This window comes from Streptomyces sp. NPDC002446, assembly GCF_053595675.1.
The window spans coordinates 1-15,946 of the sequence record NZ_JBSFYC010000072.1 but is presented as its reverse complement, the minus strand read 5'-3'; the positions used below and the strand labels follow the sequence as shown (position 1 = coordinate 15,946).

General features: G+C 71.8%; 11 protein-coding genes. 9 read left to right on the top strand and 2 right to left on the bottom strand.

Annotation, left to right across the window (positions count from 1 at the left end):
• Positions 1-47 precede the first annotated feature (47 nt).
• The 7 genes from bldG to ACWD6P_RS30230 all read left to right on the top strand — a co-directional run bounded on the left by bldG (position 48) and on the right by ACWD6P_RS30230 (position 7,923).
• Positions 48-389, top strand: a complete 342-nt coding sequence (gene bldG / locus ACWD6P_RS30260; RefSeq protein ID WP_030412609.1) for an anti-sigma factor antagonist BldG — start codon at positions 48-50, stop codon at positions 387-389.
• A gap of 110 nt (positions 390-499) precedes the next feature.
• Complete coding sequence (locus ACWD6P_RS30255; RefSeq protein ID WP_451447360.1) at positions 500-931, top strand: ATP-binding protein; 432 nt, start codon at positions 500-502, stop codon at positions 929-931.
• 1,175 nt (positions 932-2,106) lie between these two features.
• Complete coding sequence (locus tag ACWD6P_RS30250) at positions 2,107-4,512, top strand: sodium-translocating pyrophosphatase (protein ID WP_451447359.1); 2,406 nt, start codon at positions 2,107-2,109, stop codon at positions 4,510-4,512.
• A gap of 219 nt (positions 4,513-4,731) precedes the next feature.
• Complete coding sequence (locus ACWD6P_RS30245) at positions 4,732-5,307, top strand: small secreted protein (protein ID WP_451447358.1); 576 nt, start codon at positions 4,732-4,734, stop codon at positions 5,305-5,307.
• Between the two features lie 91 nt (positions 5,308-5,398).
• Complete coding sequence (locus tag ACWD6P_RS30240) at positions 5,399-6,958, top strand: DUF7059 domain-containing protein (RefSeq protein ID WP_451447357.1); 1,560 nt, start codon at positions 5,399-5,401, stop codon at positions 6,956-6,958.
• Between the two features lie 184 nt (positions 6,959-7,142).
• Positions 7,143-7,340: a hypothetical protein gene (locus ACWD6P_RS30235; RefSeq protein WP_451447356.1), complete on the top strand. Its 198-nt coding sequence runs from the start codon at positions 7,143-7,145 to the stop codon at positions 7,338-7,340.
• Positions 7,341-7,518: 178 nt separating this feature from the next.
• The gene (locus tag ACWD6P_RS30230) at positions 7,519-7,923 is read left to right on the top strand and encodes a hypothetical protein (RefSeq protein ID WP_451447355.1); all 405 of its coding nucleotides are present in this window, start codon (positions 7,519-7,521) and stop codon (positions 7,921-7,923) included.
• Between the two features lie 160 nt (positions 7,924-8,083).
• Here ACWD6P_RS30230 and ACWD6P_RS30225 read toward each other — a convergent pair whose 3' ends face one another.
• Both ACWD6P_RS30225 and ACWD6P_RS30220 read right to left on the bottom strand, forming a co-directional pair.
• Complete coding sequence (locus ACWD6P_RS30225; RefSeq protein WP_451447354.1) at positions 8,084-8,509, bottom strand: DUF2752 domain-containing protein; 426 nt, start codon at positions 8,507-8,509, stop codon at positions 8,084-8,086.
• Positions 8,506-9,090, bottom strand: coding sequence for a hypothetical protein (locus ACWD6P_RS30220; RefSeq protein ID WP_451447353.1), 585 nt, complete (start codon positions 9,088-9,090; stop codon positions 8,506-8,508). Before ACWD6P_RS30220 ends, ACWD6P_RS30225 begins: the two co-directional genes overlap by 4 nt.
• 509 nt (positions 9,091-9,599) lie before the next feature.
• Here ACWD6P_RS30220 and topA point away from each other — a divergent pair.
• Both topA and tmk read left to right on the top strand, forming a co-directional pair.
• Positions 9,600-12,437, top strand: a complete 2,838-nt coding sequence (gene topA, locus ACWD6P_RS30215) for a type I DNA topoisomerase (RefSeq protein ID WP_451447352.1) — start codon at positions 9,600-9,602, stop codon at positions 12,435-12,437.
• Between the two features lie 168 nt (positions 12,438-12,605).
• Positions 12,606-15,836 carry a dTMP kinase gene (tmk, locus tag ACWD6P_RS30210; RefSeq protein ID WP_451447351.1) on the top strand — a complete coding sequence of 1,077 codons (3,231 nt, stop codon included), beginning with the start codon at positions 12,606-12,608 and terminating at the stop codon, positions 15,834-15,836.
• Positions 15,837-15,946: the final 110 nt, after the last annotated feature.

Sequence of the window (15,946 nt, the reverse complement as noted above, 5' to 3'; positions counted from 1 at the left end):
GAGGCCCCAGGGGGGCGACCGCTCGATAGCAAGGTGCTGGAGGATCCGTGGACCTGTCCCTGTCGACCCGGACCGTTGGCGACCGTACGGTCGTCGAGGTCGGTGGCGAGATTGATGTATACACCGCGCCCAAGCTGCGCGAGCAGCTGGTCGAGCTTGTGAACGACGGAAGCTACCACCTCGTGGTGGACATGGAACGTGTCGACTTCCTGGACTCCACGGGGCTCGGCGTGCTGGTCGGCGGACTCAAGCGGGTGCGTGCCCATGAGGGCTCGCTGCGCCTGGTCTGCAACCAGGAGCGCATTCTCAAGATCTTCCGTATCACCGGTCTGACCAAGGTGTTCCCGATTCACACCTCGGTCGAGGAAGCCGTCGCAGCCACTGACTGACGGCTTGCCGGTACCCCCGCGCCGGCCGGCGCGGGGGAGGAAGTAGTGGGGGGTACCGGACGCGGTGTCCGGCCCCCTGCGCCGCACGCCCGCATATCGAGGGGGATGGCATGGCCACCGTCGAACTTCGCTTCAGCGCCCTTCCCGAGCATGTCCGCACCGCGCGACTGGTCGCGGCTGCCGTTGCCCGGCGCGCCGGGGTGGACGAGGCCGTGCTGGACGAGGTGCGGCTCGCCGTCGGAGAGGCCTGCAGCCGGGCCGTAGGGCTGCATGAGAGCCATGACATCTCGGCGCCGGTCCGCGTCCTGCTGATCGAGGACGAGAAGAAGTTCTCGATCGAGGTGGGCGACGGAGTGTCCGGTACGGCCGGTGCGCCGGGCTCCGGCGAGGCCGAGGGCATCGCGGAGAGCGACGCCGAGGGCGAGGACGAGATGGGCCTCGCGGTCATCAGCGGGCTGGTCGACGACGTCGAGGTGACCTCCGGCGAGGACGGCGGGCTGATCCGCATGAGCTGGCCTACGGCGGCGGCGGTCTTGCCCTAGGGGCTGACCGAACGCATCCCGTAAGGGTTGCCGGCGCCCCCTGCGAGGCCACAACGAGGCGGGCCCGGGGTGCTATTCCCGCGGCACACGGCGGATCGAGAAGAAGGCCAAGACGGCTCAAGACGGCCAAGACAGCCGACACGGCCAAGACAACCAAGACGGCCAACGCACGAGGCGCAGGCGGAGACGTACGTGATGCGCGGTACGCGCTGAACCGCACGGCGGTACCCCGAGCACGCGCTGAGCCGCCCGTAGGCGCCCCGCGCACGCCCTGAACCTCACACGCTGCGCCGCGCACGGTGAGACATGCGCGCTGAGACCCACGGTACGGGCCGAGAAGCGAGACGCGGGCGGAAGCACGGGCAGGGGGGCGCCCCGGCGGTAACAGCCCCACACACCACGAAAGCAGCCCCGCACAGCACGAGACCAGCCCCGCACACCACGGCAGTGGCCCCGCGCCCACTCCCTACCCCGCGCCCACGCCCCGCCCCACGCCCACGCCCACACGAATGGTTCAACCCCCGGCGCCAGCACTCACGGCGGATGCGGCCGCGGACCCCCACGGGCAGAGCGAACGGTGGAGGGCGGGCGGGGCGGGGGCCCGGGGTGCGACGTCAGCGCGACCGCCGCGACATTGCCCGTAACGGCTCCTCGGCTCTACGGTCCGCCGCCCGCCGCCCGCCGCCCGCCGCCCGCCGCCCGCCGCCCGCCGCCCGCCGCCCGCCGCCCGCCGCCCGCCGCCCGCCCGAGCGTTGCGATCCGGACTCGATGTGACGGCCTATCACTGTCCATCGGCGTGTGCCGGACTGTGGTGTGGGCGGCCCGGGGTACCCGTTCGGATGCGTCCGGGTGGCTCAATTCTCCCCGGTGTCACGCAGGCCACAAGCGGCCCAATGCGCCGCGGCCGACCCGTTGAGCAGCGGCGATCAGGCGGCGCGGAATTGACGATCAGTACGACAGAGAGATCATCGGGCCGCGGTCAGTGAATTCGCCGCATTCCTTCGTACGGGCGAATTCCGTGTGCCGTCAGCCTTTTGATCTTCGCCGCTACCGGCGAATTCCCTTTGACGCGCCCTGTTTTGATCAACCGCGGCTCCCTACAATCCGTCCACATCTTGCTCAGGACGCCTGAGCGTGCTTCCGCGCGCCCATGTGCCAAACGTCAAGGAGGACGAATGGCGGGGCCTTACACCCCTCAGTTGCTTGACACTCCCTCTTTTCTGGCCGGGCCCTCGCTGACGGCGGGCAATCGCGGCATCGTGCTGGTGATCGCCGTGGTCGCGCTGGCAGCGCTGGCTGTCGCGGCGGTGCTGGTCCGCCAAGTGCTCGCGGCCGGCCAGGGGACCGACAGTATGAAGAAGATCGCGGCGGCCGTGCAGGAAGGCGCAAATGCCTACCTGGCCCGGCAGTTGCGGACCCTTGGCGTATTCGCCGTCGTGGTGTTCTTCCTGCTCATGCTGCTGCCCGCGGACAATTGGACGCAGCGTGCCGGGCGCAGCGCCTTCTTCTTGATCGGTGCCGGATTCTCGGCGGCCACCGGCTATATCGGCATGTGGCTCGCGGTACGCGCCAATGTGCGCGTGGCGGCGGCCGCCCGGGAGGCCACTCCGGTCGAGGGCGAAAACCGGGAAAGGGATCTTACGAAGGTCTCGCACAAGGCGATGAAGATCGCCTTCCGCACCGGTGGCGTCGTCGGCATGTTCACCGTGGGGCTGGGCCTGCTCGGCGCGTCCTGTGTGGTGCTCGTGTACGCGGTCGACGCGCCCAAGGTGCTGGAGGGCTTCGGCCTCGGCGCCGCGCTGATCGCGATGTTCATGAGGGTCGGCGGCGGCATCTTCACCAAGGCCGCGGACGTCGGCGCCGACCTCGTCGGCAAGGTCGAGCAGGGCATCCCCGAGGACGACCCGCGCAACGCCGCGACCATCGCGGACAACGTGGGCGACAACGTCGGCGACTGCGCCGGTATGGCGGCCGACCTCTTCGAGTCGTACGCGGTGACCCTGGTCGCCGCGCTCATCCTCGGCATGGCCGCCTTCGGCAACGCCGGGCTCGCCTTCCCGCTGCTGGTCCCGGCCATCGGCGTGGTCACGGCGATGATCGGCATCTTCGTCGTCGCGCCCCGGCGCAGCGACCGCAGCGGCATGACGGCCATCAACCGCGGCTTCTTCGTCTCCGCGGGCATCTCGCTGGTCCTGGTGGCCGCCGCGGTCTACACCTACCTGCCGTCCAGCTACGCGGACCTGCGCGGTGTCACCGACCCGGAGATCCTCGGCCACAGCGGCGACCCGCGGATGCTGGCGCTGGTCGCCGTCGCCATCGGCATCGTGCTCGCCGCGCTGATCCAGCAGCTGACGGGCTACTTCACCGAGACCAGCCGGCGGCCCGTGAAGGACATCGGGAAGACCTCGCTGACCGGTCCGGCCACCGTCATCCTCTCCGGCATCTCGATCGGGCTGGAGTCGGCCGTCTACTCGGCGGTGCTGATCGGCCTGGCCGTCTACGGGGCGTTCCTGCTGGGCGGCGCCTCCATCATGCTGGCGCTGTTCGCGGTGGCGCTGGCCGGCACCGGCCTGCTGACCACGGTCGGCGTGATCGTGGCGATGGACACCTTCGGACCGGTCTCCGACAACGCGCAGGGCATCGCCGAGATGTCCGGTGACGTCACCGGTGACGGCGCGCAGGTGCTCACCGACCTGGACGCGGTCGGCAACACCACCAAGGCCATCACCAAGGGCATCGCCATCGCCACGGCCGTACTGGCCGCGGCCGCACTCTTCGGCTCGTACCGGGACGCCATCGCCACCGCCGTACGGGAAGTCGGCCACGCCGCCAGAGGGATGGGGCTCAGCCTGGACATCTCGCAGCCCAACAACCTGGTCGGGCTGGTGCTCGGCGCCTCGGTCGTCTTCCTGTTCTCCGGGCTGGCGATCAACGCGGTCTCGCGGTCGGCGGGCGCGGTGGTCTTCGAGGTGCGCCGGCAGTTCCGCGAGCACCCCGGGATCATGGACTACACGGAGAAGCCCGAGTACGGGCGGGTCGTCGACATCTGCACCAAGGACGCGCTGCGCGAACTGGCCACCCCCGGACTGCTCGCGGTGCTCACCCCCATCGCGGTCGGCTTCTCGCTCGGCGTCGGCGCGCTCGGCTCGTTCCTGGCGGGCGCGATCGGCACCGGCACGCTGATGGCGGTCTTCCTCGCCAACTCCGGTGGCGCGTGGGACAACGCCAAGAAGCTGGTCGAGGACGGCCACCACGGTGGCAAGGGCAGCGAGGCGCACGCCGCGACGGTCATCGGCGACACCGTCGGCGACCCGTTCAAGGACACCGCCGGACCGGCGATCAACCCGCTGCTGAAGGTGATGAACCTGGTGGCGCTGCTGATCGCGCCCGCGGTGGTCAAGTTCTCGTACGGCGAGGACAAGAGCCTCGGCGTTCGGCTCACGGTCGCGGTGCTGGCGATCGCGGTCATCGTCGGTGCGGTGTACGTCTCCAAGCGGCGCGGAATCGCCGTAGGTGACGAAGGCAACTCCGAAGACTCGGAGAACCTCGCCAAATCGGTCAACACGGTCGTGGCGTCCTAGCCCGGCAAGGACTCCCGTAAGGGTTCGCGGACCGCTCAACTGGGCGGGTGGACGGCGTTTTTCACGGACGCCGGCCACCCGCCCTTCGCCTGCCCGGGTGGCCCTGCGGTCCTTGGTGCAAATGGCTGCAATGAGGGGCGGACGGAATGCCCGACCCATGGGCCAGGCCCTTTGGACGTGTATGTTCCGGGGCCGAGAGCCATGGAAGGGACCAATCCGGTGAACAAGAAGCTTGTGGCTGCACTGTCCGGCGGTGCGGCACTGGTGCTCGCGCTGACCGGCTGCAGCGAGGACAGCAGCAAGAAGCTCAACGACTGGGCGAAGACGTTCTGCGACCCTGCGCAGGCTCAGTTCAAGAAGATCCAGGACGCCAACGCCGCGATGCAGACGGCCGACAACGGCAGCACGGACTCCAAGAAGGTCCAGCAGACCGACTCGAAGGCGTTCCAGCAGATCTCCGACGCCTACTCCGCGCTGGCCAAGGACCTGGACAAGGCCGGGCCGCCGCCCAGCGAGAACGGCGAGCAGGCGCAGAAGGACGCGGTCAAGGAGCTCAACTCGCTCTCCCAGGGGTACCAGAACCTCAAGAAGCAGGTCGAGGGCCTGGACACCAAGGACAAGCTGAAGTTCGCGGACGGTCTGCGCGACCTGTCCGCCGGCATCAACAAGCTCAACAAGCAGAGCGAGGCGGCCTTCAAGAAGCTGGAGTCCGGCGAGGTCGGCACGGCGATGGCCAAGCAGAAGGGCTGCCAGAGCCAGGGCGCGTCCGGTTCCCCGGCGCCCAAGAAGTCCTGAGCAAGGCCCGACCGGGCGAACACGGCCCGGCGACGCGCCCGAGACGGGCGTGGCGCCGGGCCGTCGCCGATTGTCAGTGGCAGGGCCGACAATGGGGGACGTGAGTACGCACCTCCCCACCGCAGATGCCCAGGACCCCGAGAGCAGCGCCCGCACCGCCCGGCTGCGCGAGGCGCTGCTGGCCGCCGCCTTCACCGCCGACGGTCTGCTGGACCTGCTCGGCGCGCCCGCCTACGCGGCGCTGGCCCGCAGCGAGACCGTCCCCGCGCTGCGGGCGACCCGCGGCGACAGCCCGCTGGAGACGCTGGTGCGGCTGTTTCTGCTGCAGCGTCCGGTGGATCCGCGGCAGGCCCGGGCGGCGCTGCCGGTCGCGGACTGCCTCGCCGACGGCTGGCTGGTGCAGGACGGCGACGAGCTGCGCGCCAGTGTGGATGTCCGCCCGTACGGCGGCCCCGAGGGGCAGGACTGGTGGATCGTCTCCGACCTGGGCTGCGCGGTCGGCGGCGCCGGCGGCATCCGGGGCGCGGGGGAGGCCGAGCGCGCGCAGCTGGTGCTCGGCGTCGGCGGCGCCTCCACGACCCTCGCCGGGATCACCGTCCGCCGGCCCGTCGGCAAGGCGCTCGACCTCGGCACGGGCTCCGGCATCCAGGCGCTGCACGCCGCCCAGCACGCCACCCAGGTCACGGGCACCGACCTCAACCCCCGGGCGCTGCGGATCGCCGCGCTGACGCTGGCGCTCTCCGGGGCGGGCGCGGCGGATCTGCGCGAGGGCTCGCTGTTCGAGCCGGTCGGCGACGAGACGTACGACCTGATCGTGTCCAACCCGCCCTTCGTGATCTCGCCGCTGCTCCCGGGCGGGGGCCGGCTCACGTACCGGGACGGCGGTATGGGCGGCGACGACCTGTGCCGCACGCTCGTCCAGCAGTCCGCCGCGCATCTCAATGACGGCGGATACTGCCAGCTGCTGGCCAACTGGCAGCATGTGGCGGGCGAGGAGTGGCACGACCGGCTGCGCTCCTGGGTGCCGCGGGGCTGCGACGCCTGGATCGTGCAGCGCGAGGTACAGGACATCACCCAGTACACCGAGCTGTGGCTGCGCGACGCCGGTGACCACCGCGCCGATGCCGGGGCGTACGCCGCGCGGTACGACGCCTGGCTCGACGAATTCGAGGCCCGCAAGACCAAGGCCATCGGCTTCGGCTGGATCACGCTGCGCAAGTCCGGGTCCGACACCCCGTCCATCACCGTCGAGGAGTGGCCGCACCCGGTCGAACAGCCGCTGGGGGATGCGGTCGTGGGCCACTTCGACCGCCAGGACTATCTGCGGGCCACGGACGACGCGGCGCTGCTGGCCGGCCACTTCCGGCTCGCCGGCGAGGTGGTGCAGGAGCAGGTCGGGCTGCCCGGGGCGGAGGACCCCGAGCATGTGGTGCTGCGTCAGAACCGCGGTATGCGAAGGGCGACGAAGGTGGACACGGTCGGCGCGGGCTTCGCCGGGGTGTGCGACGGCTCGCTGCCCGCCGGCCGGATCCTCGACGCCATCGCCCAACTCGTCGGCGAGGACCCGGTCCTGCTGCGGGACCGCACACCGGCCGCCATCCGGACGCTGGTCGAGCAGGGATTCCTGGAGCCGGTGGCCGCGGGCGACTGAGCGGGCCGGAGGGCGAGGCAACCGGCGCCGCCCGCACAGGAAGGGGCGGCGGCGCACGAGCGGGAGGGCCCGGAGGGGGAGGGGCCCGGGGGAGGGTTCGTACAGGACAAGCTGAAGTCGTTCATGCTGAAGTCGTTCATCCGGTGTTCGCCCGGAGGAAGCCCGCGGGTGCCACGCTGCCCGCATGGAGAGTGGACCCGCGGCGTTCGCCGGTGCTGCGTTCGCGCTGTTCGGTGCCGGACTGCTGACGTGGACGGGCGTCTGCGCACTGACCGGCCAGCAGGTCGCCGACGGTGTCAGCCGGCCGGTCGCCGCCGTGACGGCGGTGCTGGCCGGAGTGGTGTTCCTGGCCACGGGCGGCTGGCTGCTGGCGGCGCTGTAGCCGCCCCTCACAGTCCGTCTCCGTGCCCGTGGGGTCACTCCGTGTGGTTCCGGACAGTTCTGTAACAGCCGGCCGACAGATGGCCGATATGTGCCGTTACGTGGAACGCCGGCAGGCCCCCGGCCATGTTCCTCGGTGAGGTCACCAACGGCCCCACACACCGTCAGTGAGGAACTCCATGAACCGCGCACTTCGCTACGCCACCGTCGGCGCCATCGCCGTCTCCCTGATCGCCGGAGGCTCGGCCGCCGCCTTCGCCGCGCCGCAGGACCTCCACACCGCCAAGCCGGTCGTGGCCGCCGCCCCGGCCGCCGCCTCGCTGACCGCGAAGGCCAGCGTGAACTCGGTCAAGGCCTGGCAGGAGTTCCGGATCTCCGGCGTCGCCAAGGGCATCAAGGCCGGCAGCAACGTCACCGTCCAGCAGAAGCAGGGCAAGAAGTGGGTGTCGCTGCCCGCCAAGGCCCCGGTCAACAAGAGCGGTTCGTACTCGGTCCGGGTCAAGCTCGGCCTCAAGGGCGTCAACCAGCTCCGCATAGCCGCCGGCAGCACCCTCTCGCCGGTGGTCTCGGTCACCGTCCGCTGACGTACGAGGACCGTTCGACCGTTAGCCGACGTACGACGATCGTCCGCCGACGTAGGCCGATCACCGCCGACGTCCGGCGGGCGTCCAGGGCGCGCCCCGCGCGGGCGCGCCCCGCGGCCTGTCCCGGACATCAGGGCCGGGCGTCAGGGCCGGGCAGGCCCTACCCCACGAGATTGCGGGCGATCATCCACGCCCCCGCGACGCCGAACACCACGGCATTGCTGCGGGCCGTCAGCCGCAGCCGGTACGCACGCCCGCGCAGCCCGGCGACCAGCCAGCGCAGCGCGAAGAACGCCACGGCCGGCACGCCCAGGGTGAGCAGTACGGCGTTGTCATGGAAGGCCGCCGCGACATCGCCGTGCATCAGGTCGTACGCCATCCGCGTCCCGCCGCACGCCGGGCACAGCACGCCCGTGAGCCATTTGAACGGGCAGGCGAGCAGCGCCTGACCGGGCTGGTGCGGATTGGTGTGCCAGAGGTAGACGGCGGCCGCCGTCCCCGCGCCGAGCGCGATCGACGCCCGGCGGAGGGTGCGCTTCCGGATCGCCGCCCCGGTGGGCGGCTCCGCGGGGTCCAGGGGGCTCACACGCTCAGCGACCTGGCGTAGTTCACCTGGTTGAGCACGAACATCACCTGCTCGCGCGACTGCACCGGGACCATCGTGGAGTGGTGCCGGCCCCCGCTGTTGACCGTGACCTGCACAAAGCCGGTGGTCACCCGCTCCTTCATCAGCAGGAAGAGCAGACCGAGCAGACAGAAGAGGAAGAAGACGATGGCGAGCACGACCGCGTGCGCCGGGATCTTCTCCTCCGTCCGCGACATGTCCGTCGCCGTCCAGACGGCGCCCTTGAGGGGCATCGGCCCGGCCGGCGTCATGATCGTGTCGCCGGTCACCGCTATGTCGCCGAGCGACAGCGCCATCCCGCCGGTCTGGGGCGCGGCCTGGAATGCGCCGGGCGCCGGCGGGGGCGGAGTGCTCGGCGGGAAACCGGGCGGCGGAGGCTGCGAGCCGGCCTGCGGATAGCCGTATCCGGGCTCGCCCGGCCGGCCGCCCTGCGGGTAGCCGTAACCGGCGTCGGCGGGCTGACCGCCGGCCGGTGTGGCATACGGGTTCTGGCCGGGCTGGCCGGGCTGCTCCGGCGGCGGTCCGGGGTACTGGTTCGCCATGGGTGAGATTCCCCCCGAGTCTCTGCGTGACGACGGCGGTGCTCGGCTCGAGCGGTGAGCCGCGCCGTGTTCATCCTGCGTCCATCCTGCCAGCCCGGTCACGTGCCGTATCAAGGCGCTGACGGGATCCGGCGCCGCCTTGTGACAGAGCCGGCCGGCCGTGCGGGCGGGCCCCGGCCCGTGCGCCGCAGCCGATCCGTCACTGTGCGAGATCACCGGCGGTCCGGCGGCCGCCCGGCGCGGACGACGGCCGGGGAGGCCCCCGGGAACCGCCGCGGACCCGCCATGATCCATACGAGCCGCGCCGGGGCCCGTCCCGAGCGGCTGATGTGGTCCGGGCGGCATGAAGCCATGTAGTCGGGTTACCGTTCGAGTGGCGTTGCGGGGTTTTTCCGTTTGACACGGGGGCGGGAGGTACCGTCACACTCCGCAGCGTCAAGCGTCACCGCAGTGCGCCCCGGCGTTCCGGCCGGGGGCATTCTCAGCGTCGACCGGAGAGAAGAGCGAAGTTGTCCCCGACCAGCGAAGCCAAAGAGGGCGGCGGCCGCCGACTTGTCATCGTCGAGTCGCCTGCCAAGGCGAAGACGATCAAGGGCTACCTCGGCCCGGGCTATGTGGTCGAGGCCAGCGTGGGGCATATCCGCGATCTGCCCAACGGTGCGGCGGAGGTCCCGGCCAAGTACAAGGGCGAGCCCTGGGCCCGGCTCGGGGTGAACGTCGATGCCGACTTCCAGCCGATCTATGTCGTCAACAGCGATAAGAAGGACCAGGTCAAGAAGCTCAAGGAGCTGCTGGCCGAGTCCGACGAGCTCTACCTCGCCACCGATGAGGACCGCGAGGGAGAGGCCATCGCCTGGCACCTCCAGGAGATCCTCAAGCCCAAGGTCCCGGTCCACCGGATGGTCTTCCACGAGATCACCAAGGACGCGATCCGCGAGGCCGTCGCCAACCCGCGCGACCTGAACCAGAAGCTGGTCGACGCCCAGGAGACCCGGCGGATCCTCGACCGCCTCTACGGCTACGAGGTCTCGCCGGTCCTGTGGAAGAAGGTCATGCCCCGGCTGTCGGCCGGCCGGGTGCAGTCCGTCGCGACCCGGCTGGTCGTCGAGCGGGAGCGTGAGCGCATCGCCTTCCGGTCCGCCGAGTACTGGGACCTGACCGGCACCTTTGCCACCGGACGCGCGGGCGACACCAGCGACCCGGCGACCCTGACCGCCCGGCTGAACACCGTCGACGGCCGCCGGGTCGCCCAGGGCCGTGACTTCGGCCCCAACGGGCAGCTCAAGAACGATGTGCTCCATCTGGACGAGGCGAACGCCCGCGCGCTCGCCGCCGCCCTGGAGAACACCGACTTCGCGGTGCGCTCGGTCGAGTCCAAGCCCTACCGCCGCTCGCCGTACGCCCCGTTCCGTACGACGACCCTCCAGCAGGAGGCCAGCCGCAAGCTCGGCTTCGGCGCCAAGGCGACCATGCAGGTGGCGCAGAAGCTGTACGAGAACGGCTTCATCACCTATATGCGTACGGACTCCACCACGCTCTCGGACACCGCGGTCGCCGCGGCCCGGGCGCAGGTGACGCACCTGTACGGCGCGAACTACCTGCCGGACAAGCCGCGCACGTACGCCGGCAAGGTCAAGAACGCCCAGGAGGCGCACGAGGCGATCCGCCCCTCCGGCGACCGCTTCCGCACTCCGGCCGAGACGGGGCTGACCGGCGACCAGTTCAAGCTCTACGAGCTGATCTGGAAGCGGACCGTCGCCTCGCAGATGAAGGACGCGACGGGCAACTCCGTCACGGTCAAGATCGGTGGCCGGGCCGCCGACGGCCGGGACGCCGAGTTCACCGCGTCCGGCAAGACCATCACCTTCCACGGCTTCCTCAAGGCCTACGTGGAGGGTGCCGACGACCCCAACGCCGAGCTGGACGACCGCGAGCGCCGCCTGCCGCAGGTCGCCGAGGGCGACGCGCTGGCCGCGCGGGAGATCACCGCCGACGGGCACGCCACCAAGCCGCCCGCCCGCTACACCGAGGCCACGCTGGTCAAGGAGCTGGAAGAGCGCGAGATCGGCCGTCCGTCGACGTATGCGTCGATCATCGGCACGATCCTGGACCGCGGCTATGTCTTCAAGAAGGGCACCGCGCTCGTCCCCTCCTTCCTCTCCTTCGCGGTGGTCAACCTCCTGGAGAAGCACTTCGGCCGTCTGGTCGACTACGACTTCACCGCCAAGATGGAGGACGACCTCGACCGCATCGCCCGTGGAGAGGCGCAGGCGGTGCCGTGGCTGCGGCGCTTCTACTTCGGCGAGGGCGAGGCCGAGGGTGCCGCCTCGGACGCCGGCAACGGCGACGGCGACCACCTCGGCGGGCTGAAGGAACTGGTCGAGGACCTGGGCGCGATCGACGCCCGGGAGATCTCCTCGTTCCCGGTCAGCGACGACATCAAGCTGCGGGTCGGCCGCTACGGCCCGTACATCGAGCGCGGGGAGAAGGACGCCGAGGGCCACCAGCGGGCCGATGTGCCCGACGACCTCGCGCCCGACGAGCTGACCGTGGAGTACGCCGAGGAGCTGCTCGCCAAGCCGAGCGGTGACTTCGCGCTGGGCACCGACCCGGTCAGCGGCCACGAGATCGTCGCCAAGGACGGCCGCTACGGCCCGTACGTCACCGAGATCCTGCCCGAGGGCACCCCGAAGACCGGGAAGAACGCGGTCAAGCCGCGCACCGCCTCGCTCTTCAAGTCGATGTCCCTGGACACGGTGACCCTTCAGGACGCGCTCAAGCTGATGTCGCTGCCGCGGGTCGTCGGCAAGGACCCCGAGGGCGTGGAGATCACCGCGCAGAACGGCCGCTACGGCCCGTACCTCAAGAAGGGCACCGACTCGCGCTCCCTGGAGAGCGAGGAGCAGCTCTTCACGATCACCCTCGACGAGGCGCTGGCGATCTACGCCCAGCCCAAGCAGCGCGGGCGGGCCGCCGCCAAGCCGCCGCTGAAGGAGCTGGGCACGGACCCGGTCAGCGGCAAGCCGGTGGTGGTCAAGGACGGCCGCTTCGGCGCGTATGTCACCGACGGCGAGACCAACGCGACGCTGCGGCGGGACGACGACGTCGAGACGATCACCCCCGAGCGCGGCTATGAGCTCCTGGCGGAGAAGCGCGCCAAGGGGCCGGCGAAGAAGACCGCGAAGAAGGCGGCGGCCAAGAAGGCGCCGGCGAAGAAGACGGCGGCGAAGAAGACCACCGCCAAGAAGACCGCGGCGAAGAAGACGACCACGGCGAAGAAGACGACGGCGAAGAAGGCCACCGCGAAGACCGCGGCGGCCAAGAAGACGGCGTCTGCGGAGGACTAGGGGCGCGGCTTCCGGGTCGGCCCGGCCGATCCGGAAGGCACGCCGCGCGGCCGTGCTCCACGGCTGAGGTGCAGGACAGGGGCGGGCAAGGCGGACGCGTTCCGTCGAGCCCGCCCGTTTGTTCGGGCGGGCGCCCGAGGGCGTGGGCCGTCCCGATAGGCTGGCGAGATGACGCGTACCGAGCAGCCAACGGTCGTGCCCCCCACTTCAGGCGCCCTGGCGGCGGATTCCCGCGAGCGCGCGGTGCGGGCCCTGCTGCGCTTCCCCCCACTGAAGCGACTGTGGAGCGCCCAATTTGTCGGGGGCATCGGCGATGCCCTGTCCATGCTTGTCCTGATAGTGCTCGCCCTTCAGGCGGCGCTGTACGTACCGCTGGGGGGCGAGGCCGTCTTCGGCGGCGGCTATCGGGGTATCGCCCTCGCGGTCACCGCGGTCTTCGCGGCCCGGATGCTGGCGATGCTGCTCTTCGGCGCCGTCCTGCTGGGCCCGCTGTCCGCGCTGACCGCGCCCGCCGGGCCGCTGGACCGGCGCTGGACGATGATCGCCGCGGATGTGGTGCGGCTCGCGCTGCTGGTCGTCGCCCCGCTGTGGATCGACTGGACGCCGGCCGACGCGCTGGCCTGGCTGCTGGTCACGGTCTTCGTCACCGGTGTCGCCGAACGCTTCTGGACCGTCTGCCGCGAGAGCGCGGCGCCCGGACTGCTGCCCGCGCCTCCCCCCGAGGGCGCCGCGGTGCGGCCCCTGCCGGACAACATGGACGCCCTGCGCCGCCTCTCGCTGCGCACCACGTTCGTCTCGCTGCCGGTCGCGGCCGCCGCCCTGGTGGCCGTCACGCTCATCAGCAAGCTGCTGGGCACCGGCATCGACTGGTTCCAGCTCCACCAGGCGGCCCTCGGCTCCTACGTGGCCGCCGGCCTCTTCGCCGCCTCCGTATCGATCCTCTACTTCATCGAGCTCCCCGGTGCCCAGACGCCGCGGCCGCGCTCCCCCCTGGAGGGGCTGCGCCGCCCGAAGGCCACCGGTGACAAGGCCGAGGGCGGTGCCCGGCCGGGCACCGACAAGGGCCGTACGGGCGCGATCCCGCTGCTGGTGCTGGCCTGCGCGGCGGTCGCCGCCGGGATCGCCGCGGCCGTCTCGCTCGCCGTGCTCCACACCTACGACCTGGCCGCCGGACCGGCCACCTTCGGGCTCCTGGTGCTCGCGCTGACCGGTGGTACGGCCGTCGGCATCCGCGGCGCCAAGCGGGTGCTGCCCGCGCTCTCCCGGCGCCGGCTGCTCGCCCTGTCGGTGGCCGCCACCGGGCTGGCGCTGCTGGCCATGGGCCTGGTCACGGACGGGACCACGGTGGTGCTGCTCGCGCTGCTCGCCGGTGTCGGCGCCGGCATCGCCGCCAATACGGGGCATGTGCTGCTGGACCAGGAGTCCGAGGAGTTCCGCACCGCCCGTACGACCGAGCATCTGCACGCCGTCGTACGCCTCGCGGTCGCGCTGGCCGCCATCGTCGCGCCGCTGCTGGCGGCCCTCATCGGCCCGCACCACCTCGGCAGCCGCACCTTCGACTTCTCCCACGGGGGCGCCGCCTACGTCCTGATGCTGGTCGGCGCGCTGCTGCTGCCGGTCGCCGCCTGGGTCCTGAGCAAGCTCGACGACCGGGAGGGCGTACCGCTGCGGCGCGATCTGCGCGAGGCGCTGCGCGGCGGCGACCCGGCGCAGGCGCCCGCCGCCACCGGCTTCTTCATCGCCCTGGAAGGCGGCGACGGCGCCGGCAAGTCCACCCAGGTCGAGGCGCTCGCCGAGTGGATCCGCGGCAAGGGCCACGAGGTCGTGGTGACCCGCGAACCGGGCGCCACCGCCATCGGCAAGCGACTGCGCTCGATCATCCTGGACGTCTCGACATCCGGGCTCTCGGACCGTGCGGAGGCGCTGATGTTCGCCGCCGACCGGGCCGAGCACGTCGACAGCGTCATCCGGCCCGCCCTGGAGCGCGGCGCGATCGTCATCACCGACCGGTACATCGACTCCTCGGTCGCCTACCAGGGCGCCGGGCGCAACCTCGCGCCCACGGAGATCGCCCGGATCTCCCGCTGGGCGACGGACGGCCTCGTCCCGCACCTGACCGTGCTGCTCGACATCTCCCCCGAGACCGCCCGCGAGCGCTTCACCGAGGCACCGGACCGGCTGGAGTCCGAGCCCGCCGCGTTCCACCAGCGGGTACGGGCCGGCTTCCTGGCCCTGGCCGCCGCCGACCCCGCGCGCTATCTGGTCGTCGACGCCGGGCAGGAGCCCGAGGCCGTCACCACCGTCGTACGGCACCGCCTCGACCAGGTGCTTCCGCTGTCCGAGGCCGAGGTCAAGGCGCAGGCCGAGGCCCGTAAGGCGGCCGAGGAGGAGGCCCGCCGCAGGGCCGAGGAGGAGGCCGCGCGCAAGGCGGAGGAGGCGCGCCTGGAGCGGGAGCGCCAGGAGCAGCTCGCCAAGCTGCGCGCCGAGGAAGAGGAGCGCAAGCGCCAGGAGGCCGAGCAGGCCAAGGCGCTGGAGGCCGCCCGGCAGGCGGCCGAGGCCCGCAAGCGCGCCGAGGAGGCGCGTCAGGCGGCGGAGGCGGAGCGGCAGCGCCGGGAGGCCGAGGAGCGGGCCCGGCAGGCCGAGCAGGAGCGGCTGCGCAAGGAGCACGAGGAGCAGGCCCGGCTGCGCCAGGAGGCCGAGGAGCGCCGTCTGGAGAAGCAGCGCAAGGCCGAGGAGGCCCTGCTGCGCGCCGAGCAGGCGCGGGTGGCGGCGGCCGAGGCGGCGGCAGCGGCCGAGGAGGAGGCGCGCCAGGCGGCCGAGGCGCCCACTACGGAGACACCGGTGGCGGATCTGCGCAAGCGGCTGGGCGAGGGCGGCGGCGCCTCCCCGTCCGGTTCCGCCACGGCCGGCGAGCGGACGGAGTCGCTGCCGCGCCCAGGGCAGGCGCCCGGTGCGGCGGACGAGACGGCCGTGCTGCCTCCGGTGCGCGAGGAGCGGGACACCCGCGGGAGCCGGGGCTCCGACGCGGAGGAGACCGCCGTACTTCCTCCCGTACGGGAGGAGGGCGGGCACTCCGATGGCGGACGGGGGGATGACCCCGCCGACCGGGTGCCGCCGTGGATGTTCCGCAAGGAGACCCCGAACGGAGCAGCCGAAGGCCCCTCCGCCGCCGAGTCGGGCGTCGAGCGCACCCGCGAACTCCCGCAGGTGGACCCGGCGTCGGACCGCCCGGCACAGACCCCGCCGCGCGGCCGCCCCCGACCCGAATGGGCGGAGGAGACCCCACTGGACGATCTGCCGACGCTCGCCGACGAGCTGCTCGGCCCGCATCCGGGCACGGACACGGACGACGGCACGGGCGGCAACGGCGGCCGGGGAGGCCGCGGAGGGCGCCGCTAGGGCGCCCGTGCAGCCCCGCCCGCGCACTGACCTGGCGCATCCAGCGCCTGGGACTGGAGCCGCTATCTGGAGCTGGTCCGCGCGGAACTGCGCAAGCCGGAACGCCCGCC

Bases quoted from the DNA above. Each gene is read 5' to 3' on its own strand.
- ACWD6P_RS30220 (WP_451447353.1), bottom strand. From the start codon at position 9,090: ATGGCGAACCAGTACCCCGGACCGCCGCCGGAGCAGCCCGGCCAGCCC.
- ACWD6P_RS30230 (WP_451447355.1), top strand. From the start codon at position 7,519: ATGAACCGCGCACTTCGCTACGCCACCGTCGGCGCCATCGCCGTCTCC.
- tmk (WP_451447351.1), top strand. From the start codon at position 12,606: ATGACGCGTACCGAGCAGCCAACGGTCGTGCCCCCCACTTCAGGCGCC.
- ACWD6P_RS30255 (WP_451447360.1), top strand. From the start codon at position 500: ATGGCCACCGTCGAACTTCGCTTCAGCGCCCTTCCCGAGCATGTCCGC.
- ACWD6P_RS30240 (WP_451447357.1), top strand. From the start codon at position 5,399: ATGGGGGACGTGAGTACGCACCTCCCCACCGCAGATGCCCAGGACCCC.
- ACWD6P_RS30235 (WP_451447356.1), top strand. From the start codon at position 7,143: ATGGAGAGTGGACCCGCGGCGTTCGCCGGTGCTGCGTTCGCGCTGTTC.
- ACWD6P_RS30250 (WP_451447359.1), top strand. From the start codon at position 2,107: ATGGCGGGGCCTTACACCCCTCAGTTGCTTGACACTCCCTCTTTTCTG.